This is a genomic window from Microbispora sp. KK1-11, assembly GCF_006874435.1.
Taxonomy (GTDB): Bacteria; Actinomycetota; Actinomycetes; order Streptosporangiales; family Streptosporangiaceae; genus Microbispora; species Microbispora catharanthi.
In genome coordinates this window covers 408097-431581 of sequence record NZ_VIRJ01000002.1, presented here as the reverse complement: position 1 = coordinate 431581, position 23485 = coordinate 408097, and the positions used below count along the sequence as shown (strand labels likewise).

Below are 23485 nucleotides of genomic sequence, written 5' to 3'. Positions count from 1 at the left end.
GCGACGATGTTGTTTGTCGAGCTGCTGGTGCCCAAGGGCATGTTCGACGAGTGGGAGCGCCGGGTGCTCGCCAGGCGGCTCACGGCGCGGCGTCTGCTGTCGCCCGGGGACGGCACGACACCCGCCGCGGACCCCGGTGTCATGGATCTGTTCGACTCGCTCTCCCACGTGGTGGTCCGTGAGGAGGAGGTCTGGATCGCGGGCAGAACCTGCTCGACGGCTCGCAGGACCCCTGGTACGTGGTGAACGTCATCGTCGGGCTGTGGGGCAAGGAAATGAGCGAGCACCTCGTCTCCCGGATCACCGCAGAGCTCGCGGAGGCGGAGGGGCGCCCCGAGCCGCGTGCCGTGGTGAACGTGATCGGTCTTCCGGAGGGCGGCTACGGCCTGCTCGGGCGGGTGCGGCGTTCCTCGGACTTCCTCGCGCTGATCGAGGAGGCCAAGACCGGACCGGCCGCGCACGTGCCGGACGGCATGGTCGTCGACCCGGTCTGCGGCGCGACCGTGCCGCTGGAAGAGGCGGTGGTCCTGGAGCGCGACGGGCAGACCTACGGCTTCTGCTGCACCCATTGCCGCGGGCACTTCGTCAGAGAATCGGGCGCTGCGGGGGTGCCCTGACGGCGGCCGGCGGCCGATGCCCCGGAGGCGGCGCCGCCGGGCCGGATCCGGCTGAAAATTTCACCTGGTCGCGGCACGCAGGCCCAGCTCAGCGGGGGTAATGCCCCAAGCACCTTTGACTTAACCGGTCTAGTTCACGACGCTTCGCTCCGGTCTTCTATGGAAGGACGGAGCATGCGACGGAGAGGCGCGATCCTCACCGCACTGGGGCTGATCGCCGCAGGCGGACTCGCCTTGGCCAACACGCCGGCGGCCCAGGCCGCCGTGGCGTGCAAGGTCACCTACACGGCCAGTCAGTGGCAGGGCGGCATGTCCGCCAACCTGAGCATCCAGAACCTGGGCGACACCCTGACCAACTGGACGCTCACCTTCACGTTCCCCGACAGCGGTCAGAAGGTCACCCAGGGGTGGTCGGCCACCTGGAGCCAGTCGGGCGCCACCGTGACCGCGACGGCGATGGACTGGAACAAGTCCCTGCCCGCCGGCGGCTCGACGAGCATCGGCTTCAACGGATCCTGGTCCGGGAGCAACCCGGTGCCGGCCGGCTTCACGCTGAACGGCGTCGCCTGCAACGGCGGCACGCCGTCGCAGTCCCCGTCGGCCTCGCCCTCGCCTTCCCGCTCGCCGAGCTCCTCGCCCAGCCCGTCGCAGAGCCCCACGCGGAGCCCGTCCCCGAGCCCGTCCCCGAGCCCCTCGCCCTCGACGTCGCCCAGCCCCTCCAATGGGGTGGCGCCGAAGCTGAAGGTGTCGGGCAACAAGATCGTGAACGCCGCGACCGGCACGCCGTACCGGCTGCTGGGGGTCAACCGGTCGGGCGGCGAGTTCATGTGCGTCCAGGGCCGCGGCGTCTGGGACGGCCCGGTCGACAACGCGGCGATCGACGCGATGAAGACGTGGAACGTCCGGGCGGTCCGCGTCCCGCTGAACGAGGAGTGCTGGCTCGGCCTGAGCAACATCCAGTCCTCGTACGGCGGCGCCTCCTACCAGAACGAGGTCAAGGCGTACGTCGACCGGCTGGTCGCCAAGGGCATCACCCCGATCGTCGAGATGCACTGGAACTACGGCCAGTACACCGGCAACTCCTCGGGCTGCTCCGACGTCCACGCCTCCTGTCAGAAGCCGATGCCGGACGCGCAGTACGCCCCGCAGTTCTGGACGGGGGTGGCGAACGCGTTCAAGGGCCGTGACGAGGTCGTGTTCGACCTGTTCAACGAGCCCTATCCGGAGCGCGCGACCGGCAGCGCCGCCTCGGGGTGGGCCTGCTGGCGCGACGGCGGCACCTGCTCCGGCATCCCCTACCAGGTGGCGGGCTTCCAGTCGCTGGTGAACGCGGTGCGGGCCACCGGCGCGACCAACATCATCATGCTGGGCGGCCTGGCCTACTCCAACGACCTGTCGCAGTGGCTGCAGTACAAGCCCACGGACTCGCGGAACAACCTGGCCGCCGCGTGGCACGTGTACAACTTCAACTCCTGCGTCGGCACCTCGTGCTGGGACAGTCAGCTCGCGCCGGTGGCGGCCCAGGTCCCGCTGGTGGCCGGGGAGATCGGTGAGAACACCTGCTCGCACGGGTTCATCGACCAGGTCATGAACTGGTTCGACGCCAAGGGCCTGTCCTACCTCGGCTGGACCTGGAACACCTGGGACTGTTCCACCGGCCCGTCCCTGATCAGCGACTACAACGGCACCCCGACCGCCTTCGGGGCCGGGCTGCGGGCTCGCCTGCTGTCGTCCTGATCCCGATACGTGGCGTGCCCTCCTTCCCTCCAGCCCCCCGGGAAGGGGGGCGCGTCACATCCGACTTTGCCACTTCATGGGAAGTTAGTCCAGAAAGTAAAACTTTCGCCCGAGATGTCGAGATTTGGGGTGTTCTTGGCTTATTGTCCGGTTACCCAACCGTGACCAGTCAGGAGATCCCCCATTTCCAGCTACGCGGACCCCCACACCGACGCCCTCCGGGAGCAGCTGAGCCCGGCGAAGGGCGAGACGCACCGCGCGACCGCCGTGTCCCCGCACCGGCAGGACGCCTCCGCCCGCCCCGCCCCGGCGGGCTCCCAGCACACCCCCACCGACGGCGAGGACGCGGCCACCGCGCCCGCCGTTCCCGAGGTCGGCTGCCCGACCGCCGAAGGCCACACCGTCCTGTACGCCGGCAAGACGACCGCGTCGTACTTCTGGGACGACGGGTCGGGCGTCAACGGCGACACCGGCGCCCCCGCGTCGGGCAAGCCGATGCAGGAGGGCCTGGCCGCCAGCCCGAGCTGGCCGATGGGCACCAAGGGCTACGTGGTCTACAAGGGGAAGAAGGCCGACTTCTTCATCGGCGACCGCGGCCCCGGCGTTCCCTCCAGCAGCGGGGTCATGCTCGACCTCGACGGCAAGACGTTCGCCGATCTGACCGGCGGCACCTGGAACACCGACTCGCTCACCGTCGAGGACGCGGGCGGGCTCGGCCACATCCCGGTGAAGGTCGTGGTCACCCAATGGGGCAAGGGCCTCGGCAAGACGGGCGCGCCCAAGCCGTTCTCGACGGGCGCGTACGGGGTCAAGGACCACCCGAAGCCCCCGCCGCCCTGCCCCACCGCCGCTCCCGCTCCCTCGGCGTCTCCCGCCGCGCCGCAGGACTCCGCTCCCACGTCCACGCCCGGCGTGAAGGAGAGCCCGGCCCCCGTGGCCTCCGCGCCCGCGGCGCCGGACGCGCAGGACACGCAGGTCGAGGCGGCCACGGCCCAGATGTCCCCACTGGCCGCCAACCCTGCCGCGAACGCCGCCGGGAAGATCACTCAGAAGAGCACCCAGAAGACCGCGGAGAAGACCGCCGCGAAGACCGTGAAGGGGCCGAGGGCCGGCGAGGTGACGGCCTCCCCGGCGTTCACTCCCGCGTCGGCCGTGGACGGCCAGCTGGAAGATGCGGCCGTTCCCGCCTTCTCGGTCGCGATCGTGGTGTGCGCGCTCGTCGCCGTGGGCGCCAAGGCCGTGCTGAGCCGGCCCGCCCACGCCCACGGAACCTCCCACGAGGAGGGCCGCCACCGCAAGCGGTAGAGCCTCGGGGGCCCGCGGACCTTACCGTTTGCGGCGCTTGAGTGCTCCGGCGACGCGCTTGAGCACGCGGTCCCACTCCGAGCCGAACGGGTTGTCCTGCACCAGGTAGGTCCAGGTGGCCGTGGGCCGCTTGAGGCCCTGCTCCGCGAGGTCCCGGGTGACGTCGGCCTTCTCGAAGGTCTCCTTGGAACGCCGCTCGACCTCGTCGAGCATCGCCCGGTAGGCCGGGACGGCCTCGCGGTTGAACTCGTCGAGCGGGTTCAGCCGCCCGAGGGCCCGCAGGTGGATGCCTTCGCGGAGGTCGGCGAGGAAGCCGAGGTGCTCGGTCCAGCAGCGGTCGAGGTGATACAGCACAATCTGCCGGGCGGCCCGCTCGACCGCCTCCTCGCCCGCCGTCTCGCACAGCTCGCGGTAGCGCTCCGGGCAGGCCTGCTCCAGGGCCCGCGCCCCGGTGTCGCCGTGCAGGACGCGGTCGCGCTGCTCCAGCACCTCCGCCCGCTGGCGCTCCTGGAGCCGCGTGTAGCGCCAGGTGTTGCGGTGGATCTCCAGGTTGACGCCCTCCGCCACGCGCTGGGCGTGTGCCACCAGCCCGGCGGCGTCCGCGGCCCGCACGACGCCGTCGCGGCCGGCCGCGGGCAGCGACTGGTCCGGCGCGTACGCGGTGAGGAGCGTGTCCTCGCCGCTGACGAAGAACACCGAGCCGCCGGGGTCGCCCTGCCGTCCGGCGCGGCCCCGCAGCTGGTCGTCCAGCCTGCTGCTTTCGTGCCTGCCGGTGCCGATGACGTAGAGCCCGCCGAGCGCGGCGACCTCCTGCTCCTCGTCCGGGTCACCCGCGCCGAGCCGGATGTCGGTGCCGCGCCCGGCCATCTGCGTGGAGACCGTGATCGCGCCGCGCCGGCCGGCCTTCGCGATGATCTGCGCCTCCTCGGCGTCGTTCTTCGCGTTGAGCACGGCCGCGCTCAGCCCCCTGGCCTCCAGGGCCTCGGCCAGGCGCTCGGACTCGGCGACGTCGAGCGTGCCGACGAGGATCGGCTGCCCGGTGGCGTGCCGGGTCTCGATCTCCTCCAGCAGCGCCCGCTCCTTGTCCTCCAGCGCGGCGAAGATCCGGTCGGGCTCGTCCACCCGTACGCACGGCTTGTTGGGCGGGACGACCGCGACCCTGAGGTCGTAGAACTCCCGCAGCTGCTCGGCCACGGCGATCGCGGTGCCGGTCATGCCACACACCCGCGGGTAGCGGCGGATGAGGCTCTGCACGGTGAGCGAGTCGAGGATCTCGCCCGTCTCCGACGCCGGCAGGTGCTCCTTGGCCTCGACGGCCGCCTGGAGCCCGTCCGGCCAGCGCTGCAGCACGGCGACCCGGCCGCGCGAGGAGTTGATCAGGTGGACCCGGCCGTCCCTCACGATGTAGTCGACGTCCCTGGTCAGCAGTGCGTGGGCGTGCAGGGCGAGGTTGACCTGGGTCACCACGCCGGGGTGCTCGTAGAGGTCGACCCCGAGGGCCTTCTCGACCGTGTCGGTGCCCTTGGGGGTGAGGAAGACGCTGCGCCCCTCCTCGTCGATCGTGTAGTGGTAGCCCCGCGACAGCCGCCGCACCAGGGCCGCCATCTCGGGCAGCGCCGTGCCGGGGTCGGCCGTGCCGGCCAGCACCAGCGGCACGCGGGCCTCGTCCACCAGGACCGAGTCGGCCTCGTCCACCAGTGCGACCTCGGGGGCCGGCACGATCAGTTCGGCCGGGTCGGTGCACAGGCGGTCGCGCAGCACGTCGAACCCCAGCTCGCTGACGGCTCCGTACGTGACGTCGCAGGCGTACGCCGCCCGGCGCTCCTCGGGGGTGGAGGTCTCGGCGATCCACCCGGCCGTGAGGCCGAGCGTCTCGTACAGCGGGCCCATCCACTCGGCGTCCCGGTGAGCGAGGTAGTCGTTGACCGAGACCGCGTGGACCCGGGCGCCGCGCAACGCGAACCCGGCCGCGGTCAGCGCGCCGACGAGCGTCTTGCCCTCGCCGGTGGACATCTGCACGACGTGGCCCTCCAGCATGGCGAGCATGCCCACGAGCTGCACGTCGTACGGCCGTTGGCCGAGCGCCCGGCGGGCGGCCTCCCGCATCACGGCGCAGAAGTCGGCGGAGCCGACCCAGCCGGGATCGACGGCCGCGGGGCGCAGGTCGGCGCGCCGGGTGACCTCGTCCTCCAGCTCACCTGCCTCGGCCACGATCCGCTGGAAGGGGGCCAGATCGACGCTTCCTGGTTTGTCCAGGAACCGCTTGATCCATTCGCCTACCCGTGCCACATCCGCTCCAACGACTCGCTTGCCGGACTGGTTCCACATGCCCGGTTCATGGTCCCACTATCGATGCCGATTTCTGTGGCGCGCCTACCTGACACTCCCTGACAGGTATACGCGGAAAGATGGCCGCCATGACAACGATCGCGAAGCTCATCGCCGTGACCATCGACTGCGCCGAGCCGAAGAAGCTCGCCGAGTTCTACTCCCAGATCACCGGGTTCCCCGTGCAGTACGCCGAGGAGGAGTACGCGGGGATCGGCGACGGCGCGACGAGCATCTACTTCCAGCGGGTGCCCGACCGGAAGGCCCCCTCCTGGCCCGGCTCGGACAAGCAGTTCCACCTCGACTTCCGGGTGCCCGACGTGGCCAAGGCGGTGGAGGAGTACGTCGCGCTCGGGGCGAGCAAGCCGGAGTTCCAGCCGGGCGACTGGGTGGTGCTCGCCGACCCGGAGGGCCACCTTTTCTGCGTGTGTCCGGAGAGGTCCTGAAGCAGGCGCAGTGCTCCTGAAGTGCGCGCTCGCGGGCGGCCGTGTCGGCGTCCTCACCGGCGACGGCCGGGCCTGGGTGAAGGAGGGCGGGCTGTCGGCCACCTGGGTGACCGAGAACACGGTCGTGAAGCAGCGGCGTCGACTGAGCCCGCACACCGCTCGTTCCCGGGACCCACGCCGGTCGCGGATCCCGGGATCTGCCCGTAAAGCCCCACTTGTGTCGCGGGCTCCCGTGGCGCGTGCCGAGTCCCACTAAGCTTGCGTGGTGATTTCTCGACACGCCGGCGGGCGCGCATGACCTGGGTGGGAGTGGCCATCGCCCTCGTCGGCGCGCTGGGATACGCCCTGGGCGCGGCGCTGCAGCAGTTCGAAGCGGTGAGCGAGGGGGCCACCCTCGCTCTCGTCAGAAGGCCCCGCTGGTGGATCGGCGGGGTCATCGGTTTCACCGGGGCGTCCCTGCACGCGGTGGCGCTCAGCCTGGCTCCGCTGGTCGTCGTCCAGCCTGTGAGCGTGGCGACCCTCGTGTTCGCGGTGCCGCTCGCCGCGACGCTGCACGGCAGACGCCCGCGCCGGGCCGAGATCGCCGGGTCGATCGCGGTGGCGGTCGGCCTGCTCGGCCTGATGCTGCTGGTCCCGGCGCACAACGTGACCCCGGTCCTGTCCGACGCGCACGCCCTGGAGCTGATCGGCTGCGTCGCCCTCGTGGTCGCCGTCACGTTCACCGTGGCGCGCCGGCTGAGGGGCCCGGCGAAGGCGCTGCTGATGGCGGTCGGCGCCGGAGCGGTCACCGCGACCGTGTCCACGTTCGTCCGGGTCGTCGGCGGCGGGCTCCAAGGAGACCTCGGTCACCTGCTCCACTGGTTCACCCTGGCCATCCCGGTGCTGCTGGTCTGCGCGGTGGTGCTGCTGCAGAAGTCGTACGCCGTGGGCTATTTCGGCATCGCCTACGCCGGGGTCCAGGTCGTCGACCCCATCACCTCGGTCACCGCCGGAGCGGTCCTGCTGGGCGAGTCGCTGCCCACCGAAGTGGACAAGGCGATCCCCGCGCTGCTCGCGGCCGGCCTGCTGATCGCCGGGACGATCACGCTCGGCCGCCTCGCCCCCGACCATTCCAAGCCCGCCGCCGCACCGGCCGAGCCGGGCAGGATCGGCGACCCGGTGGTCGCGTCCGAGGCGGCCTGACATCCGCGGCCGCCGATCTCCTCGGCCTGTTCAGGGCGACCAGGCGAAGATCTGGTCGCCCTGACGCAACGCGACCCCGGGCCCGAACCGGCCCGCCGCCCGCATCGCGCCGTCGCGCAGAGCGACCGCCGGCGGGTTGCGCCACCGGGTGAGCCGGCCGATCGCCCGCGACCTCCGCACGATCGGCGTCGTCCGTGCCAGCCGTTCCCTGCTGTAGACGGCCAGCCCCGCGGCCAGGTCGCCCCGAGGTGAGACGCGCTCGGCGAGCACGACGGCGTCCTCCATGGCCTGGCAGGCCCCCTGCCCGAGGTTGGGCGTCATGGGGTGGGCCGCGTCGCCCATCAGCGCGACCCGTCCCGCGTGGAAGGCGGGCAGCGGGGCGTCGAGGGAGTGGATGTCGTGGCGGAGCACCGCCGCGGGGTCGGCGGCGTCCAGCAGGGCCGGGATCGGGTCGTGCCAGCGGCCGAACAACCGGAGCAGCTCGTCTCTCTCGTCCGCCGCGCGCAGGCCCGCCGGAACCGCCGCGGTGGCGTAGCAGTACACCCGGCCGCCCGCGAGCGGCATGACCCCGAAGATCAGCCCGCGCCCCCAGGTCTCGGACGCGCCGGTCACGCCGGGCAGCGGCACGATCGCCCGCCAGCTCGTCACGCCCGCGTAGACCGGTGCGGGATGCCCGGGGAACAGAGCCGAGCGGGTCCGGGACCGGATTCCGTCGGCCGCCACGACCAGGTCGGCCTCGATCGTCTCCGCTCCCGGCACGGTGACGCGGCCGGTCGCGGGGTCGACGGACTCGACCCGAGTGTCCACCCGCAGGGCGCCCTGCGGCAGGCGTCCGGCGAGGATGCCGACCAGCGCCGACCGGGTGAGCAGCACGATGGGGTCGCCATACCGGGCGGCGGCGTCCTCGGCGGTGATCCGCGACAGCCATCGGCCGTCCGGCACCCGGATCCCGCTCTGGCCCTGAATGGCGGCGAGCCTTCTGACCTCGTCCCCGACGCCGATCACGTCGAGCGCCCGGAGCGCGTTGGGCGCGACCGCCAGCCCGGCGCCCACCGGCTCGATCGAGGCCGCCTGTTCCAGGACCGTCACCGACCAGTCCTTGCGCGCCAGGGCGAGGGCCGCCGTCAGCCCGCCGATGCCCGCCCCGATCACCACCGCGTGCGCCATGCCCGCCTCCTCGTCACTACAGCTGTAGTGAGCGTACTACGCCTGTAGTCCGCCTCTACGATGAGGGGGTGAGCAGTCAGCGGGCGGTCGTCGTCGCGGACGCGGCCATCGCGATCCTGGCCGAGCGGGGCATGCGCGGCCTCACCCATCGGGCGGTGGACGAGGCCGCGGGGCTGCCGCCGGGCTCCACCTCGAACCACGCGCGCACGCGGGCGGCGCTGCTGGAGCTCGCGCTGGCCCGGCTCACCCAGCGCGAGGAGGCCGTGTTCACCGCCGCGACGCCACCGGACGGCGGGGTGCCCGAGGGCGTGGGCGAGGTGGCCCGGCTGGCGGATCTCCTGGCGAGGACGATCCACGCGGCGATCACCGTGCACCGGGAGACCACGATCGCGCGGTACGAGCTGGCGCTGGAGGCGAGCCGGCGCCCCGAGCTGCGCAAGATCTACGACGAGGTGGGGCGCCGGTTCCGGGAGCAGGCCGTCGCGGTGCTGGCCGCCGCCGGCTCGCCCGATCCGGTGCGGCATGGCCGGCAGATGGTCGCCTACGTCGAAGGGATGCTGTTCGACGCGGTCGTGGGGGCGGGGGGTGTGCCGACCCTCGAAGAACTCGACGCCGCCTTCCGGGAGCTTCTCCAGGGCATGGGGGCGCGAGGCGGGCCGCTCCGGCTGACCGGAGGACGCTCGCGAGAAGGTCCCGTCTAACGGGCGGCCAGCAGGCGGGCGCGGTGGGCAGGCCACTCGTCGTCGAGGATCGAATACAGGGGGCTGTCGCGCCAGGTGCCGTCCGCGCGGCGGTACTGCCGCCGGAGCACGCCCTCCCGCACTCCGCCGATGCGCTCGATGGCCGCCTGCGACCGCAGGTTGCGGATGTCGGTCTTCAGCACCACGCGGACGAACCCCAGAGTGAAGGCGTGGTCGAGCAGCAGGACCTTGCACTCGGTGTTGACGGCGGTGCGCCAGTAGGCCCTGCCATACCACGTGGAGCCGATCTCCACGCTCTCGTCGAAGTCGCCGACGTCCCAGTAGCCGGTCGAGCCGATCGCCCGGCCGGTCTCCTTGAGTACCACCGCGAACTGCGTGGTGCGCGGGTCGGCGAGCAGCTTGTCCACCAGACGGCGCATGTCCTCCTCGGTCTGCGGCACGGGTTCCGTCCGGTGTCGCCAGACCTCCTCGTCCTGCGCGGCGAGGAACAGGTCGGGCACGTGGCCGGGGGCGAGCGGCTCAAGGCGTACGGCGCTGCCGTCGAGCACGGCCGGCGCGGGCATCTTCGCGGTCATGCGCCCGACGTTATCGGCGACGTACGCTGCGAGCGGATGGCCACTTGGGGCGGAACGGCGAGGACCACTTGGCCGTGACCGTGTCGACACACATACCGTCTGGTCGGTACGCTGACGGCGTGAACGCTGACCCGCCCGGCCTCGACCTCACCCGCCTCGCCGAGCACCTCCAGCGCGAGGGCCTGACCGAAGGGCCGCTCACCGCGGAGCTGATCGTGGGCGGCAAGTCCAATCTGACGTACGTCGTCAGGGACGGCACGAGCACGTACGTCGTGCGGCGGCCGCCGCTCGGGCACGTCCTGGCGACGGCGCACGACATGGGCCGCGAATACCGGGTCATGAGCGCGCTTCAGGACACCGGCGTCCCGGTGCCGCGCACCTACCACCTCTGCCGCGACCCCGAGATCGTCGGCGCGCCCTTCTACGTGATGGAGTACGTCGTGGGCGGGCAGCCGCCGCTCACCCCGGCCCTCGCCCACGGACTGATGGACGTGCTGGCCGCGCTGCACTCGATCACCCCCGAGAGCGTGGGCCTGGGCGACTTCGGCAGGCCCGACGGCTTCCTGGGGCGGCAGGTCGCCCGGTGGAAGCGGCAGCTCGACGCCTCGCGCAGCCGCGAGGTGCCCGGCATCGACGACCTCTACGAGCGGCTCGCCCGCGACGTGCCCGCCTCCGGCGAGCCGGCGATCGTGCACGGCGACTTCAAGCTGGGCAACACGCTCGTCGCCGACGGCGAGGTGCGGGCCGTGCTCGACTGGGAGATGTCCACGCTCGGCGACCCGCTCACCGACCTGGCGCTGTTCCTCCTGTACGGCGAGGTCTCCTCGCTCGACCGGGGCTCGGCCGGGGAGGTGCCGCCCAGCTCCGAACTGGCCGCCCACTACGGGGAGGCGTCCGGCCGCGACCTGTCCCGGCTCGGCTGGTACGTCGGCCTCGCCTGCTTCAAGCTCGCGGTGATCGCCGAGGGCATCCATTTCCGATACACGAAGGGGCTCACGGTGGGGGAGGGCTTCGCCGAGGTCGGTGACCAGGTCGCCCCGATCGTCGCCCGCGGGCTGATGGAGGTCTGATGGACTTCGGGTTCGACGCGACCACGAACCGCTACCGGGAACGGCTGCTGGAGTTCATGGACGAGTGCGTCTACCCGGCCGAGCACGCCTTCCACGAACAGGCGGCAGGCAGCGGTTGGAGTCCGCCGCCGATGCTGGAGGACCTCAAGGCCGAGGCCCGCTCGCGCGGCCTGTGGAACCTCTTCCTTCCAGGAGAGCACGGCGCGGGGCTGACCAACCTTCAATACGCTCCGCTCGCGGAGATCATGGGCAGGTCGCCCGCCATCGCGCCGCCCGCCACCAACTGCGCCGCCCCCGACACCGGCAACATGGAGCTGCTGGCGGAGTTCGGCAGCGAGTGGCAGCGCAAGGAGTACCTGGAGCCGCTGCTGGCCGGGGAGATCAGGTCGGCCTTCGCGATGACCGAGCCCGACGTCGCCTCCTCCGACGCGGCGAACATCGCGACCTCCATCAGGAGGGACGGCGGGGAGTACGTCATCAACGGCCGCAAGTGGTTCATCACCGGCGCGATGAACCCCGGCTGCCGGGTCTTCATCGTGATGGGCAAGACCGATCCCGAGGCGCCCAAGCACCGTCAGCAGAGCATGGTGCTCGTCCCGCGCGACACCCCCGGTCTCACCGTACGGCGCGGCATGACGGTCTTCGGCTACGACGACGCCGACCACGGCGGCCACGCCGAGGTGGTGTTCGAGGACGTCCGCGTGCCGGTGGACAACCTGATCGGCGAGGAGGGCGGCGGTTTCGCCATCGCCCAGGCGCGGCTCGGGCCGGGGCGCATCCACCACTGCATGCGGCTCATCGGCATGGCCGAGCGGGCCGTCGAGCTGATGTGCCGCCGGGTGCTGACGCGGGAGGCGTTCGGCAAGCCGCTGGCCCGGCAGGGAGTGATCCAGGACTGGATCGCCGAGTCGCGGGTGCGCATCGAGCAACTGCGCCTGCTGGTGCTGAAGACGGCCTGGCTGATGGACACGGTCGGCAACAAGGGCGCGCACACCGAGATCCAGGCCATCAAGATCGCCGGTCCGGCGACGGTGGAGTGGATCCTGGACAAGGCCATCCAGGCGCACGGCGCCGGCGGGGTCAGCCAGGACTTCCCGCTGGCGGCGCTGTGGGCGGGCGCGCGCTCGCTGCGGTTCGCCGACGGCCCCGACGAGGTCCACAAGCGGTCGCTGGCCTACCGCGAGCTCAAGAAATACATGGGGTGATGTGTCGTGGCATGGGATGAGGCGTCGGTCGCCGAGCACGCCAGAGCCTTCCTCGCGCAGCACGACCCGGCGACCATGGACCGCCTGGAGTTCCTGCGCGCCCGGTTCGACGCCGGGCTGGCCTGGGTGCACTTCCCCGAGGGGCTCGGCGGGCTCGGCGCGCCCCGGGATCTGCAGGCCGTGGCCGACCGGGAGCTGAAGGGCACGCCCGACAACCAGCCGGGCCGGATCGGCATCGGCCTCGGCATGGCCGCCCCGACGATCCTCGCGTTCGGCACCGAGGAGCAGAAGAAGCGCTTCCTGCGGCCGCTGTGGACGGGCGAGGAGGTGTGGTGCCAGCTGTTCAGCGAGCCCGGCGCCGGTTCCGACCTCGCCACGCTGGCCACCCGCGCCGTACGCGAGGGCGACGAGTGGGTGGTGGACGGCCAGAAGGTGTGGACGTCGAGCGCGCACACCGCCCGCTGGGGCATCCTCGTGGCCCGCACCGACCCGGGCGTGCCCAAGCACCGCGGGCTGACCTACTTCGTGTGCGACATGCACGCCCCCGGCGTCGAGGTGCGCCCGCTGCGCCAGATCACCGGTGAGGCCGAGTTCAACGAGGTCTTCCTCACCGGGGTTCGGCTGCCCGACGCGCTGCGGCTGGGCGAGGTGGGCGACGGCTGGCGGGTCGCGCAGACCACGCTGATGAACGAGCGGGTGGCCATCGGCGGCGCCCCCGCCCGGCGCACGATGATGGGCCTCGTCGCCGAGACCTGGCGTTCCCGGCCCGAGCTGCGCACCCACGACCTGCACCAGCGGCTGCTCAAGCTCTGGGTCGACTCGGAGGTCATGCGCCTGACGGCCGTACGGCTGCGCGAGCAGCTCGCCGCCGGGCATCCGGGGCCGGAGGGGTCGGGCATGAAGCTGGCCTTCGCCCGGCTGCACCAGGAGCTGTCCGGCATCGAGGTCGAGATGCTGCGCGAGGACGGCCTGGCCTACGACGACTGGACGTTCCGCCGCCCCGACAAGGTCGACTTCATCGGCCGGGAGGCCGGCTACCGCTACCTGCGCGCCAAGGGCAACTCGATCGAGGGCGGCACCTCCGAGATCCTGCGCAACATCATCGCCGAACGCGTCCTCGGCCTGCCCGCCGAGCCGCGCGCCGACAAGGACGTCGCCTGGAAGGACCTCCCCCGATGACGCTGCTGTACACGGAGGTGGAGGAGGAGCTGCGGGCCGCCGTGCGCGACCTGCTCGCCGGCAAGTGCTCCCCGTCCGCCGTGCTCGACCGTGCTGACTCGGCCGCGGCGGGCGGCACGCCGTACGACGCGGAGCTGTGGAAGGCGCTGGCCCGCGACATCGGCGTGGCGGGGCTGCTGATCCCCGAGGAGCTCGGCGGCTCCGCCTCCCGCAATGGCGGCGCTTCGGCCCGCGAGGCCGCCGTCGTGCTGGAGGAGCTGGGCCGCGCCGTGGCTCCCGTGCCGTTCCTGAGCAGCGCCGTCCTCGCCACCCAGGCCCTTCTGGTGGCCGGGGGAGAGGCGGCGGGCGAGCTGCTGGGACGGCTGGCCGCCGGGGAGGCGACGGCGGCGCTCGCGGTGTCGTTCGCCGCCTCGCCGTACGCGCCGCCGGCTCCGGTGGCGACCCTCGGAGAGGACGGCACGGTGACCGGCACGGTCACCGGGGTGATCGGCGCGGAGGTCGCCGACGTCCTGCTCGTCCCGGTGCGGCTGGCGCAGGGCATGGAACAGTGCGTGGTGCTGTGCGCGGTGGAGGCGTCCCCTGCGGTCCGGGTGACGCCGGTCACCTCGCTCGACCTGACCCGGCCCGTCGCGACCGTGTCGTTCGCGTCGGCGCCGGCGCGGGTCGTCGCGAGGGCCGACGGGCTGGAGGTGCCGTGGGTGTGGGAGGCCCTGGTGCGCGGCGCCGGGCTGCTCGCCTCGGAACAGCTCGGCGTCGCCGAGTGGTGCCTCACCACGACGGTCGCGTACGTGAAGGAACGCAGGCAGTTCGCCCGGCCGGTGGGGTCGTTCCAGGCGGTCAAGCACCGGCTTGCCGACCTGTGGCTGGAGGTCGTGGGGGCCAGGGCGGCGGCCCGCAACGCGGCCGCCCTGCTGGCGGAGGCGCCCGCGGCGGGGCCGCTCGGCGACGACGCGGCGGTGGCCGTCGCGGTGGCGCAGGCCCACTGCGGAGCGGTGGCGGTGCACGCCGCCGAGGAGTGCGTGCAGCTCCACGGCGGCATCGGGATGACCTGGGAGCACCCGGCGCACCTCTACCTCAAGCGGGCCAAGGCCGACCAGATCGCGCTGGGGACGCCGGGCGACCACCGTGAGGCGCTGGCCGGTCCTGCGGACGTCCCGGCGCCCGCGTGAGCTGTGTTTCCGGGGTCAGGGTCGCAGCGAGTTGAGCAGGAGGTCGGCGAAGTGGCGGCCGACCTCCTGGCCGGTCAGCGGGCCGTCGGGGTGATACCAGGTGCCGAGGTGGTGCACCGAGCCGAAGAAGAAGTCGACCACCATCTCGGCGGGGATGTCGTCGCGGAAGACGCCGTCGCGCTGCCCCTCGACGACGAGGTCGCGGAACCGCTCGTGGTAGCGCCGCCGCTCGGCCCGCACGCTCTTGTACGTCTCCGGCGCGAGCTGGTGCATCGACCTGAAGAAGATCTTGGAGTCGTCCAGGTTGTCGACGGTGGTCACCACCACGTCGGTCGCCGCCGCGTGCAGCCGGTCGGCCACCGGGCCCTCCGCGTCGGCGAACCGGTTGAGGCGCTCCATCTGCAGGCGCAGCACCCGGGCGTAGATCTCGTGGAGCAGGTCGTCCTTGGAGTCGAAGTAGTGGTACATGGCGCCCTTGGTGACGCCGGCCGCCGCGACGATCTCCTGCACCGACGTGCTCTCGAAACCCCGCTCGGCGAACAGCCGGGTGGCCTCGGCGAGCAGGCGCTGGCGCACCGGCTCCTCCAGGGATCCGTTGGCGGGGCGCTCCCCGTTCACGCGATCACCCGTTGCGCGGCGCCCTCCGGCTACGCGGTGCTCTCCAGCTGCGCGGCGGGCCATGCCGACCTCCTTCGTCTCTCGAGTCAAGCATACCGACTGGTCGGTCAAGTGTCGGCACTGGCGTAATTGCGCTACTTCCCTCACCTTAGGAGGGTTGGGATTCCCGCTCGGGTATCCCGGAGAAAGCCGCATGCCTAGTGTGGGGGGTTCGCGTGCCCAATGGGTCCATTTACGTCCCGAGGGACGAGAAGTTCACCGGCGCCTCGCCGCAGAACCTGTACGAGACGTTCTGGTTCGCCGGACGCAAGAACCGGATCCGGGTGCGGGCCGCGGTCGCCTTCGCGGGGTTCGTCATCGGCAACCTGGTGGGCCCGCGGCTCGGGCTGAACATGTTCGCCGCCGGCCTCGGCCTGGCCGCCCTCGCGGGCGGCACGGACCTGTTCATCGCCTGGCGGCTGCACGAGCGTACGGCGGTGTGGCGGGGCAAGCGCCGCGGCGAGGTGCGCACCGGACGGCTGCTGCGTCTCGGGCTGCGCCGGCACGGCTACCGGGTGATGGACGGCCGGGCCGTGCCCGGCGAGGCGTCGATCGACCACCTCGTCATCGGGCCGGGCGGCCTGTGGATCGTGGACAACGAGGCGTGGTCGCCCGACACCCTGATCGCGCGGTACGGCGAGCGCCTGTTCTTCGACGAGAAGTTCGGCACCTCGGTCGCCAAGGGCCTCATCTCCGCCGCCGGGTCGATGGCCGCGCTGCTGACCAAGGAGACCGGCATCGAGGTCTCGATCGCCCCGGTGCTCGCCGTGCACGGCGGGAAGATCAAGGCCAGGGGAGGCGTGCTGCACGGGGAGGGGCTGACCGTCGCCTACCCGGGCAGGGTGGCCCGCTGGATCCGCACCCACGGTTCCACCGAGTTCACCGAGGAGCAGATCGAGTTGCTGGCCCGTACGGCGGCCCGCATCCTGCGCCGCATGAGCTGAGCACGCGGACGCGGGCCGGAATCGATTCAGGCGAAGGGTCTCGATTCAGGCCAGTGTCTGTCAGGCCAGTGTCTCGACGAACGCGGCGAGCTGGGCGACGTTGCGGCACTCGTGCATGGGGACGACCGAGCCGTACGGCGTGGCGAGGGAGTCCCCGGTGTCCCACTGGGCCCGGGGTTCGGGGTTGAGCCAGTAGGCGTGCCTGGCCTGCCCGGCCAGCCGCTTCAGCGTGCCCAGCGCCGGGACCTGGTAGTTGGACCTGGCGTCGCCCAGGATCAGCAGCGACGTCCGGGGGCCCACGGCGTCGGGGAAGCGTTCGGCGAAGCGCTCGAAGACGTGGCCGTAGTCGGTGCGGCCGAACCTGACGATGTCGGCCTCCTCCGTCAGCCGGGCGATGGCGTCCAGCACGTCCGCACCCGGGGCGAACAGGTCCGTGATCTCGTCCACCGTGTCCACGAACGCGAACGCCCGCACCTTGGTGAACTGCTCCCGCAGCGCGAACGTCAGCAACAGCGTGAAGTGCGAGAACGTGGAGACCGAGTCGCTGGCGTCGCACAACACGACCAGCTCGGGCCGGTGGGGGCGGGGCGGGCGCATATGGGTGGTGAGCGGCACCCCGCCCGTGGACAGCGAGGCCCGCACGGTGCGCCGGAAGTCGAGCCGCCCGCGCCGCCCCCGCTTCTGCCTGATCGACAGCCGGGTGGCCAGGCGGCGGGCGAGGGGGTAGACCTCCCGGCGCAGCCGGGCCAGCTCCTCCTTGGTCGCGCGCAGGAAGTCGACCTGGTCGATCGGCGGCCGGACCGCCGACCTGGCGATCTTCTCGATGCCCGACTCCTCGGCGATCCTGCGGCGTACGTCGGAGGCGACCGCCTCCGTGAACGCCTCGATGGTCCGCGAGATGTGCCGCCGGGCGACCTTCTCCGGCAGGCCGCCGCGTTCGTCGAGCATGGCCGTCAGCATCCGGGCCACCAGCGTCTCCGGCGACAGCGCGCGCAGCACCGGGAAGGAGAACCACGACTGCCTGCCGGGGGCGGCCTGGACCTGCCCGAACCGCCCCACCATCGCCCGGGCGAACTCCCGGAACGCGGGATCGGCCGGATCGCCCGTCAGCAGCTCCGCCAGCCGCTCGCGCAGCTCCGGCAGCTCGGCGTCCCCGGCGACGGCGGTGCCTTCGGCACCGGTGATCACCGGTGGGAACCACAGGTCGAAGAGCAGGTCGAACCCCGGCCGGTGCGCGGGCCGCTTCACCAGCGTCGCGGCGTACGCCTCACGCAGCGTCTCCCGCTCGGCCAGGTCGACGACCATGAGCGCGTGGGCCGCGTCCAGCCCCTCGGCCGGGGAGACCGGCAGCCCGGCCTCCCGCAGGGCGTGGACGAACCCCACGTGCCGGTCCACGAGGGACGCCGGAGTCGTCATGACCGGGACGGCAGGCCGAGCTCCTTGGCGGCCCGCACCTGGTCGGAGTTGTGCTTGAGCACCACGCCCAGCGTCTGGCCGATCAGCGCCTCGTCCAGCTCGGTGCGGCCCAGCGCGAGCAGGGTGTGCGCCCAGTCGACGGTCTCCGCGATCGACGGCGACTTCTTCAGCTCCAGCGCCCGGAGCGTGGCCACCGTACGGGCGAGCTGGTCGGCGATGCTCGCGGGCAGCCCGGGCACCTGGGCGAGCAGGATGTCGCGCTCCCGTTCGGGCGTGGGGTAGTCGAGGTGGAGATAGAGGCAGCGCCGCTTGAGCGCCTCCGACAGCTCCCGGGTCGCGTTCGAGGTCAGCACGACGTACGGCCGGCGCGTGGCGGTGATCGTGCCCAGCTCGGGGATCGTGATCTGGTAGTCGGACAGGATCTCCAGCAGCAGCCCCTCCACCTCGACGTCGGCCTTGTCGGTCTCGTCGATGAGCAGCACCGTGGGCTCCTCGCTCCTGATCGCCTTCAGGAGGGGGCGTTCCAGCAGGAACTCCTCGGAGAAGATGTCGTCCCAGGCGCCGTCGTCGGCCTGGATGCGCAGCAGTTGCTTCTTGTAGTTCCACTCGTACAGCGCCCGCGCCTCGTCCAGGCCCTCGTAGCACTGCAGCCGGATGAGCCGCGCGCCGGTGGCCTCCGCGACGGCCTTGGCGAGCTGGGTCTTGCCCACCCCCGCCGGTCCCTCGGCCAGCAGCGGCTTGCCCAGCGCTCCCGCCAGGAACACCGATGTCGCGATGCCGTCGTCGGCAAGGTAGTCGACGGCCGTCAGCCGCCCCCGGACCTCGTCAGGCGAGGCGAACCACATGTGCGCTCCCAACCGCTGATAACCGAATGTTGTTCTACCCTAGCCCGATTTTGACCGCTCTGAGGTGTGCGATAACCTCTAAGAGCTCTGCGCCGCTAGCTCAGTTGGTTAGAGCAGCTGACTCTTAATCAGCGGGTCCGGGGTTCGAGTCCCTGGCGGCGCACCCTGTCGAAAGCCCAGGCCGGTCATCCGGCCTGGGCTTTCTTTGTCTGCCGATCGTCTCGGCGTCGGCGACCGGCCGGCGCCCCGAACCGGCCGAAAGTGCTATCCGAACAGGCGCCGACCGCACCTTCGGCCGATACCGCGCCAGGCCCGGGCCTCGCAGGATCAAGCCATGCCATACGAAGATCCGCATGCTGCGCCGAGAGCCGGCCGTCGCCGGAGCAGTGGAAAGCCGACGCTCCGGACTCCGATTCTGCGGGCCGGCCTGGCCGCGGTCGCAGGACTGCTCACCCTCACGGTCGCCGCCTCCTGGACGCCGGCGTCCGCCTCTTCCGGAAAAGCCCCCGCCGGCTCTTCGGGCACGCCGAGCAGCACGCCGTACCTGCCCGAGCCGACCGGTCCCCATCCGGTCGGCACGACGTCCCTGCGTCTGAACGACACCTCGCGCCCCGACCCCTGGGTTCCCGAGGCCAAGTCGAGGGAGCTCATGGTCTCCCTCTGGTATCCGGCGAGGTCCCGGAGCGGACGGCGTGCGCCCTACGTGACGCCCAAGGAGTCGGAGCTCATCCTGAAGGGCAAAGGGGTGACGGGCGTGCCGCCCGACGTGCTGAGCAGAACGCGGACCCACGCGTTCAGCGGCGCGGAGCCGGCGGGACGTGGACACACCCTTCCCCTTGTCGTGCTCTCTCCCGGCTTCACCGACCCCCGAAGCTCGCTCACCGCCCTGGCCGAGGAACTGGCGAGCAGAGGCTACGTGGTGGCCGGCATCGACCACACGTACGAGACCTTCGCCACCACATTCCCCGACGGGCGGCTCGTCACCTGCGCCGCATGCGAACTCGAAGGCGTCGACGACTTCGGGGAGAAAGCGGTGGAGAACCGGGCGGTCGACGTCTCCTTCGTGATCGATCAGCTGACCGGTCCACATGCCAGGTGGAAGGGCGCTTCGCTGATCGACGCGTCCCGGATCGCGATGGCGGGCACGTCCCTCGGAGGCGCGAGCGCCGCCGAAACGATGCTGAAGGACTCCCGGGTACGCGCCGGAATCAACATGGACGGCCTCATGTTCGCCCCGATCCCCGCGAGCGGGGTGGCGCGCCCGTTCCTGTTCCTGGGCCAGCCGTTGCACAGCCCGGGCGGCGAGGACGCCACATGGGACCGCGACTGGGAACACCTGACCGGATGGAAGCGCTGGCTCGTGGTGGCCGGAGCGGTACACCCGTCCTTCAGCGACTACGACCTGCTGGCCCAGCAGATCGGCGTCGACCTCGGCAGCGAGCTCGCCGGAAGCCGCTCCGTGGACATCACCCGCAGGTACGTCCGAGCCTTCTTCGACCTGCACCTGGGCGGTAGGCCACAGCCCCTGCTGGACAGGCCCTCGGTGCGCTACCCCGAGGTCCGGTTCTGCTCGCCGGAAACGAAGACCTGCACATAGAGCGGGTTGACGGCTGGGATTACGGGGGTTGGAAACGACTCGTGATCAGCGGGTCCGGGGTTCGAGTCCCTGGCGGCGCATCACGTCGGAGGGCCCAGGCGGTTCTGCCTGGGCCTTCCGCGCTGCCCGGGTGGCGTGCAGGGACGCGAGCAGCCGGATTCGTTCGTCGTCGGCGGTGCCGGGCTCGGCCGTGTAGACGAGCAGGACAGGTCCGGGATCGCCGGGCAGGGGATAGACGTCCCAGTCGAGGGTGATGTCGCCGACCTGGGGGTGCCGGAACAGCTTCGTCCCGTGGACCGTCTCACGCACCTCGTGCCGGGCCCAGAGCCGGCGGAAGTCCGCGCTGCGGATGCTGAGCTCGCCGATGATCGTCGTGGCGCGCGGGTGGGTCGGGTCGGTCGCGACGGCGGCCCGAAGCATACCGATGTACTGCAGGGCGGTGGTCTCCCAGTCGGGGCAGCGCGCCCGGGTTCCGGGATCCTCGAACAGCGCCATGAGCATGTTCCGCCGCCCCGGCGGCAGGCTGTCCGGATCGCCGAGCAGCGCCTCGGCGAGCGTGTTCCACGCGAGCACGTCGAGGTGCCGGCCGAGCACGACCGCGGGAGTGCTCATGACGTGCAGCAGGCGCCGGGTGCTGTCCGGCACGCGTTCCGGGGCGCGGCGCGTGCGGACGGCCGCCGGCCGGCGTGCCGCCCGGGCGAGGGTGAACAGGTGGCGGCGTTCCTCGTCGCCGAGGTCCAGCGCGGAGGCGATGGCGTCGAGCACCTCGTCGGAGGGCCGCACCTCACGGCCCTGCTCCATGCGCTGGTAGTAATCGGTGCTCAGCCCGGCCAGCAGCGCGACCTCCTCGCGCCGCAGGCCGGCCACCTTGCGCCGGGGCCCAGGCTCCAGGCCGACGTCCTGCGGGCGCAACCGGCCGCGCCGGGCACGCAGGAAGTCACCGAGCTCACGGGCATACGCGTGGTTGACGGCCATAACGACAGTCTGCCGGTGCGGTCCACGCCGAAGGTAGGTCTGGCATTCCCAGGCAGACGCGTGCGACCGAATTCCGGCGACCCCGTCCTAGCGTCGTCGCCATGACCAATTGGAACGCCAGCCACATCCCCGATCAGCACGGCCGGGTCGCCGTCGTCACCGGCGCGAACTCGGGACTCGGCCTGGTCACCGCGACCGAACTCGCCCGGCACGGGGCACACGTCGTGATGGCCGTGCGCAACACCGTCGCCGCCGAGCGGGAGGCCGAGGCGATCCGGCGCTCCGTGCCACGGGCCGAGATCGAGGTGCGTGAGCTCGACCTGGCCGCGCTCGCGTCGGTGCACGCGTTCGCGAAGGACCTGGCCGCCGACTTTCCGGCGATCGATCTGCTGGTCAACAACGCCGGCGTGGTCCTCCTCGGCCCCGCCCGCACGACGGCCGACGGCTTCGAGCTTCAGATGGGCACCAACATGCTGGGCCACTTCGCCCTCACCGGCCTGCTGCTCGACAACCTCGGCCGGGCGGACGCCGCACGGGTCGTCAGTCTCAGCTCGATCACCCACAAGAACGCCCACCTCGACTTCGACGACCTGATGTCGCGGCGCGACTTCAACGCCAGTCGCGCGTACGGCCGCTCCAAACTCGCCACCACCGTCTTCGGCCTCGAACTCGACCGCCGCCTGCGCGCCGCCGGCTCACCGGTCGTCAGCGTCGTCGCCCATCCCGGGCTGTCCAGGAGCAACCTCACCCCCCGGGCCTGGGAGCACCGCGGCCGGATCGGGCAGATCTTCGCCCGAGGCGGGCTGCTGGTGACGCAGCCGGCCGAGCGGGGGGCCTTGCCCCAGCTCTTCGCCGCGACCGGACCCGATGTGCGCGGCGGTCAGTTCTTCGGACCGTCCGGCTTCCTGGAGATGCGTGGCCGGGTCGTGGAGGTCCGCCCCAGCGCGGAGGCGGCCGACCCCGCCGTCGGGCGGCGCCTGTGGACCGCCGCCGAGGCCCTGACCGGCATCACCTACCTCTGACCCCCGCCCGGCTGGAAAGCCGTCGGGCCGAGGGTGCGGATATGGCCGAACTCGCCGTCGTAGCCGGGGTCCTTGGCCACGTGGCCGTTCCGCAGGCGGCCGATCGCCTCGGCGAGCCGCGGTGAGTGGGCGGCGATGTCGTCGAGGGGGAGGTCGCCGGCTATCGCGAGCTCGGGCCCGAGCGCGGCCACGAGCCTGTCGGTCTCCGCGCCCACCTTCTTGCTCTTCGGGCCCACGCCCAGCGTCTCGGCCACGAGATCCGGGAGCGGGACGAGGTTGCGGAAGCCCGCCGCGCCGCGCGGACTTCTGCCCGCAGGGCGGTCCGCGAGGTCCTCGACCCTGCTCAGCACGCCGACCGTGAGCTTCCTGCCGCATATCGGGCAGAGGCCGCCGAGCTTGCGCGTCTGCTCCGGGTCGAGCCGCACGTGGCACTTGCGGTGGCCGTCGACGTGGTATTTGCCCGCCTCCGGGAAGAACTCGGTCGTGCCGCACAGGCCGGCGCCGGTGCGCAGAGCCCGCTCGATCGCGAAGTAGTCCAGGTCGGTCTCGAAGATCGTGGTCTCGCGGCCGACGATGGGCGGCGAGTGGGCGTCCGAGTAGCTGACCAGCCGATATCCGTCGAGGCCGGAGACCTGCCACATCATGGCGGGGTCGGCGGACAGGCCGGTCTCCAGCGCGAAGACGTGCTCGGTGAGGTCGCCGAAGCACTCCTCGATGCTGTCGAACCCCGATTTCGAGCCGAGCATGCCGAACCACGGCGTCCAGACGTGCGCCGGCACCAGGTAGGCGCCCTCGCCGCAGGCCAGGACGGCCTCCAACAGGTCGCGGGAGCTCATGCGTACGGTGGGCCGGCCGTCCACCCCGAGGTCGGCGACCTTGGCGAGGCCGCGGTCGAACTCCTCGACCTGGTCGAATCCGGGCAGGTAGACGAGGTGGTGGATCTTCCGGGAGCGGCCGCCCTGGGAGTAGACGGTGGAGATCTCCACCGACAGCATGTACCGCACGGGTGCGGCGGCCACGCTGTCCGGCAGCGTCGCGGCGACCTCCCGGTCGAGGTCGTCGCGCAGCCGGAACAGCCCAGGCTCGGCCGGCACGAGAGTCGTACGCAACCGGTCGAGCCAGGCCGGGTGGGTGAAGTCGCCCGTGCCCATGAGCGTGACGCCCTTGCGCCGGGCCCACCAGGTCAGCTGCTCCAGGTCGCTGTTCTTGCTGCACGCGTAGGCGTACCTGGAGTGCATGTGCAGGTCGGCGTGGAAACGCACGGTGACCTCTCCCGTCGGTTTTACCCTGGATCTACCAGGTTGCCGCCCAGAGGAGATCCAAACGCCCGCCGCCGGCGACCGGCGCC

22 protein-coding genes and 1 tRNA gene are annotated in these 23485 nt (G+C 71.8%); 15 read left to right on the top strand and 8 right to left on the bottom strand.

Annotation, left to right across the window (positions count from 1 at the left end; all coding sequences use genetic code 11):
• The first annotated feature begins 6 nt into the window (after positions 1-6).
• The 4 genes from FLW16_RS04870 to FLW16_RS44965 all read left to right on the top strand — a co-directional run bounded on the left by FLW16_RS04870 (position 7) and on the right by FLW16_RS44965 (position 3659).
• Entirely contained in the window at positions 7-246 is a 240-nt protein-coding gene (locus tag FLW16_RS04870; protein ID WP_142557990.1) for a hypothetical protein, read from the top strand.
• Entirely contained in the window at positions 240-617 is a 378-nt protein-coding gene (locus tag FLW16_RS04865) for a YHS domain-containing protein (protein WP_221890895.1), read from the top strand. The genes FLW16_RS04870 and FLW16_RS04865 overlap by 7 nt, the downstream gene beginning before the upstream one ends.
• A gap of 174 nt (positions 618-791) precedes the next feature.
• Positions 792-2354 carry a cellulase family glycosylhydrolase gene (locus tag FLW16_RS04860; protein ID WP_142557988.1) on the top strand — a complete coding sequence of 521 codons (1563 nt, stop codon included), beginning with the start codon at positions 792-794 and terminating at the stop codon, positions 2352-2354.
• Between the two features lie 267 nt (positions 2355-2621).
• Positions 2622-3659: a hypothetical protein gene (locus FLW16_RS44965; protein ID WP_396685130.1), complete on the top strand. Its 1038-nt coding sequence runs from the start codon at positions 2622-2624 to the stop codon at positions 3657-3659.
• 21 nt (positions 3660-3680) lie between these two features.
• Here the strand turns inward: FLW16_RS44965 and secA2 are convergent, their stop codons facing one another.
• Positions 3681-5948: an accessory Sec system translocase SecA2 gene (gene secA2, locus FLW16_RS04850; RefSeq protein ID WP_260614894.1), complete on the bottom strand. Its 2268-nt coding sequence runs from the start codon at positions 5946-5948 to the stop codon at positions 3681-3683.
• 128 nt (positions 5949-6076) lie between these two features.
• On the opposite strand from secA2, the gene FLW16_RS04845 reads away from it, so the two are divergent.
• Positions 6077-6433 carry a VOC family protein gene (locus FLW16_RS04845; protein WP_142557984.1) on the top strand — a complete coding sequence of 119 codons (357 nt, stop codon included), beginning with the start codon at positions 6077-6079 and terminating at the stop codon, positions 6431-6433.
• A 294-nt stretch (positions 6434-6727) separates the two neighbouring features.
• Positions 6728-7615 carry a DMT family transporter gene (locus FLW16_RS04840; RefSeq protein ID WP_142557982.1) on the top strand — a complete coding sequence of 296 codons (888 nt, stop codon included), beginning with the start codon at positions 6728-6730 and terminating at the stop codon, positions 7613-7615.
• Positions 7616-7645: 30 nt separating this feature from the next.
• Here FLW16_RS04840 and FLW16_RS04835 read toward each other — a convergent pair whose 3' ends face one another.
• Positions 7646-8782 carry an FAD-dependent monooxygenase gene (locus FLW16_RS04835; protein WP_142557980.1) on the bottom strand — a complete coding sequence of 379 codons (1137 nt, stop codon included), beginning with the start codon at positions 8780-8782 and terminating at the stop codon, positions 7646-7648.
• Positions 8783-8850: 68 nt separating this feature from the next.
• Here FLW16_RS04835 and FLW16_RS04830 point away from each other — a divergent pair, with 68 nt between their 5' ends.
• Positions 8851-9483: a TetR/AcrR family transcriptional regulator gene (locus tag FLW16_RS04830; protein ID WP_142557978.1), complete on the top strand. Its 633-nt coding sequence runs from the start codon at positions 8851-8853 to the stop codon at positions 9481-9483.
• Here FLW16_RS04830 and FLW16_RS04825 read toward each other — a convergent pair.
• Complete coding sequence (locus FLW16_RS04825) at positions 9480-10058, bottom strand: GNAT family N-acetyltransferase (protein ID WP_142557975.1); 579 nt, start codon at positions 10056-10058, stop codon at positions 9480-9482. The two genes, FLW16_RS04830 and FLW16_RS04825, sit on opposite strands and share 4 nt — an antisense overlap.
• Before the next feature lie 119 nt (positions 10059-10177).
• On the opposite strand from FLW16_RS04825, the gene FLW16_RS04820 reads away from it, so the two are divergent.
• From FLW16_RS04820 to FLW16_RS04805, 4 genes are read left to right on the top strand one after another with little or no spacing between them, the layout of a single operon-like run.
• Positions 10178-11128: a phosphotransferase family protein gene (locus tag FLW16_RS04820; RefSeq protein ID WP_142557973.1), complete on the top strand. Its 951-nt coding sequence runs from the start codon at positions 10178-10180 to the stop codon at positions 11126-11128.
• On the top strand, positions 11128-12333 hold the full coding sequence (locus FLW16_RS04815) for an acyl-CoA dehydrogenase family protein (RefSeq protein ID WP_142557971.1): 1206 nt from the start codon (positions 11128-11130) through the stop codon (positions 12331-12333). The genes FLW16_RS04820 and FLW16_RS04815 overlap by 1 nt, the downstream gene beginning before the upstream one ends.
• Before the next feature lie 6 nt (positions 12334-12339).
• Positions 12340-13512, top strand: coding sequence for an acyl-CoA dehydrogenase family protein (locus FLW16_RS04810; RefSeq protein WP_142557969.1), 1173 nt, complete (start codon positions 12340-12342; stop codon positions 13510-13512).
• Positions 13509-14681 (top strand): acyl-CoA dehydrogenase family protein, encoded by a 1173-nt coding sequence (locus FLW16_RS04805; protein ID WP_142557967.1) that lies wholly within the window; start codon positions 13509-13511, stop codon positions 14679-14681. Before FLW16_RS04810 ends, FLW16_RS04805 begins: the two co-directional genes overlap by 4 nt.
• Positions 14682-14696: 15 nt before the next feature.
• On the opposite strand, the gene FLW16_RS04800 is transcribed toward FLW16_RS04805, so the two are convergent.
• Positions 14697-15362: a TetR/AcrR family transcriptional regulator gene (locus FLW16_RS04800; RefSeq protein ID WP_142557965.1), complete on the bottom strand. Its 666-nt coding sequence runs from the start codon at positions 15360-15362 to the stop codon at positions 14697-14699.
• A gap of 152 nt (positions 15363-15514) precedes the next feature.
• Between FLW16_RS04800 and FLW16_RS04795 the strand changes: the two genes are divergently transcribed.
• Positions 15515-16282, top strand: a complete 768-nt coding sequence (locus FLW16_RS04795) for a nuclease-related domain-containing protein (RefSeq protein ID WP_142557963.1) — start codon at positions 15515-15517, stop codon at positions 16280-16282.
• Positions 16283-16342: 60 nt separating this feature from the next.
• On the opposite strand, the gene FLW16_RS04790 is transcribed toward FLW16_RS04795, so the two are convergent.
• Entirely contained in the window at positions 16343-17698 is a 1356-nt protein-coding gene (locus FLW16_RS04790) for a VWA domain-containing protein (RefSeq protein ID WP_142557961.1), read from the bottom strand.
• Entirely contained in the window at positions 17695-18543 is an 849-nt protein-coding gene (locus FLW16_RS04785) for a MoxR family ATPase (protein ID WP_142557959.1), read from the bottom strand. Before FLW16_RS04785 ends, FLW16_RS04790 begins: the two co-directional genes overlap by 4 nt.
• An 89-nt stretch (positions 18544-18632) precedes the next feature.
• Between FLW16_RS04785 and FLW16_RS04780 the strand changes: the two genes are divergently transcribed.
• Positions 18633-18706, top strand: a tRNA-Lys gene (locus FLW16_RS04780).
• Between the two features lie 171 nt (positions 18707-18877).
• Entirely contained in the window at positions 18878-20140 is a 1263-nt protein-coding gene (locus tag FLW16_RS04775) for an alpha/beta hydrolase (protein ID WP_142557957.1), read from the top strand.
• 45 nt (positions 20141-20185) lie between these two features.
• Here FLW16_RS04775 and FLW16_RS04770 read toward each other — a convergent pair whose 3' ends face one another.
• On the bottom strand, positions 20186-21115 hold the full coding sequence (locus tag FLW16_RS04770) for a helix-turn-helix transcriptional regulator (protein WP_142557955.1): 930 nt from the start codon (positions 21113-21115) through the stop codon (positions 20186-20188).
• A gap of 101 nt (positions 21116-21216) precedes the next feature.
• Between FLW16_RS04770 and FLW16_RS04765 the strand changes: the two genes are divergently transcribed.
• Entirely contained in the window at positions 21217-22137 is a 921-nt protein-coding gene (locus FLW16_RS04765; protein WP_142557953.1) for an oxidoreductase, read from the top strand.
• On the opposite strand, the gene FLW16_RS04760 is transcribed toward FLW16_RS04765, so the two are convergent.
• Complete coding sequence (locus FLW16_RS04760) at positions 22128-23399, bottom strand: endonuclease Q family protein (protein WP_142557951.1); 1272 nt, start codon at positions 23397-23399, stop codon at positions 22128-22130. The two genes, FLW16_RS04765 and FLW16_RS04760, sit on opposite strands and share 10 nt — an antisense overlap.
• Between the last annotated feature and the right edge of the window lie 86 nt (positions 23400-23485).

Bases quoted from the DNA above. Each gene is read 5' to 3' on its own strand.
- FLW16_RS04870 (WP_142557990.1), top strand. From the start codon at position 7: ATGTTGTTTGTCGAGCTGCTGGTGCCCAAGGGCATGTTCGACGAGTGG.
- FLW16_RS04860 (WP_142557988.1), top strand. From the start codon at position 792: ATGCGACGGAGAGGCGCGATCCTCACCGCACTGGGGCTGATCGCCGCA.
- FLW16_RS04845 (WP_142557984.1), top strand. From the start codon at position 6,077: ATGACAACGATCGCGAAGCTCATCGCCGTGACCATCGACTGCGCCGAG.
- FLW16_RS04840 (WP_142557982.1), top strand. From the start codon at position 6,728: ATGACCTGGGTGGGAGTGGCCATCGCCCTCGTCGGCGCGCTGGGATAC.
- FLW16_RS04835 (WP_142557980.1), bottom strand. From the start codon at position 8,782: ATGGCGCACGCGGTGGTGATCGGGGCGGGCATCGGCGGGCTGACGGCG.
- FLW16_RS04825 (WP_142557975.1), bottom strand. From the start codon at position 10,058: ATGACCGCGAAGATGCCCGCGCCGGCCGTGCTCGACGGCAGCGCCGTA.
- FLW16_RS04815 (WP_142557971.1), top strand. From the start codon at position 11,128: ATGGACTTCGGGTTCGACGCGACCACGAACCGCTACCGGGAACGGCTG.
- FLW16_RS04805 (WP_142557967.1), top strand. From the start codon at position 13,509: ATGACGCTGCTGTACACGGAGGTGGAGGAGGAGCTGCGGGCCGCCGTG.
- FLW16_RS04800 (WP_142557965.1), bottom strand. From the start codon at position 15,362: ATGGCCCGCCGCGCAGCTGGAGAGCACCGCGTAGCCGGAGGGCGCCGC.
- FLW16_RS04790 (WP_142557961.1), bottom strand. From the start codon at position 17,698: ATGACGACTCCGGCGTCCCTCGTGGACCGGCACGTGGGGTTCGTCCAC.
- FLW16_RS04785 (WP_142557959.1), bottom strand. From the start codon at position 18,543: ATGTGGTTCGCCTCGCCTGACGAGGTCCGGGGGCGGCTGACGGCCGTC.
- FLW16_RS04775 (WP_142557957.1), top strand. From the start codon at position 18,878: ATGCCATACGAAGATCCGCATGCTGCGCCGAGAGCCGGCCGTCGCCGG.
- FLW16_RS04770 (WP_142557955.1), bottom strand. From the start codon at position 21,115: ATGGCCGTCAACCACGCGTATGCCCGTGAGCTCGGTGACTTCCTGCGT.
- FLW16_RS04765 (WP_142557953.1), top strand. From the start codon at position 21,217: ATGACCAATTGGAACGCCAGCCACATCCCCGATCAGCACGGCCGGGTC.